The following is an 868-nucleotide window of genomic DNA, read 5'->3' on the forward strand; positions in this document are numbered from 1 at the left end:
TGCGATTAATGTAAAAAAGATCTTCACAAACGAAGATGGGTCAACAGGTCACCTCTATTTAATAACAAATGATTTAGAGACGGATGGTGATGGGCGTTACAAACGCTTACGCAAAAACGATGGAAAATTGAAGAATATCATAAGTCGATTAAACAAAATGCAAGTTTAGCAAAATCACCAACTAAAACTGTTCGGTCACAATGCAATCATATTTTGCATCAATCGTGGCATTTGTAAACTAGAAACATTGAGTGTAAAAGCACAACTTAACCACTTTGCACTCAAATATAAATTACTTGTGCGGTCAAATCAAATAGCTTTTGAAGAGCTTAGGCGATTAAAATGTTTATGACCTGTGCGTAAGGTGAGTATATAAAAAACTAAATCATATAGCGCCTTATTGATTTTTAATTTACCCATAACCGCAAGCCCCGCCTTGGGAATCATTACCACCTTTAGGGTATCGTTGATCATTTCCAGGAGGCAAAGATGCCGACGCACCTTCCTCAGCACCGCTATTACTGCTATAGCGATCATAGTACAACGAAGCTCCTGATTCCCCCATATAAAGATTTGAGTCTTGATAACTTGCATGAACTTTAGTCCAGTAGGCGGTTGTAAAAATTTCACTCCATTCTTTATCACTGATATCCAAGTTTCCTCTCGCTATTTCGAGATCTTTCTTAGCAGCCTCATAAGATTTTGATGCAAGAAACCCTGATTTACGATAAAGTAAACAAGTAATATTCTTCAAGATAGCTTTTAACTCTTCTTGCTCTATTCCTCTACCCCTTGGTTCGAGTTTTTTCTGAAAAAACTCAATTATTTTTAACTTTGTCAGGCTATTTCTTCGTAAGCGTCGCTACCT

1 protein-coding gene and 1 pseudogene are annotated in these 868 nt (G+C 37.0%); one reads left to right on the forward strand and one right to left on the reverse strand.

Annotated elements, in window-relative coordinates; all coding sequences use genetic code 11:
- Positions 1–352, forward strand: a pseudogene (locus C200_RS16965) (IS701 family transposase); the annotation flags it as partial.
- 60 nt (positions 353–412) lie between these two features.
- Here the strand turns inward: C200_RS16965 and C200_RS13960 are convergent.
- The gene (locus C200_RS13960; protein WP_016212533.1) at positions 413–655 is read right to left on the reverse strand and encodes a hypothetical protein; all 243 of its coding nucleotides are present in this window, start codon (positions 653–655) and stop codon (positions 413–415) included.
- Positions 656–868: the final 213 nt, after the last annotated feature.

Origin of the sequence: Piscirickettsia salmonis LF-89 = ATCC VR-1361, from assembly GCF_000297215.2 — a bacterium.
Lineage (GTDB): Bacteria > Pseudomonadota > Gammaproteobacteria > Piscirickettsiales > Piscirickettsiaceae > Piscirickettsia > Piscirickettsia salmonis.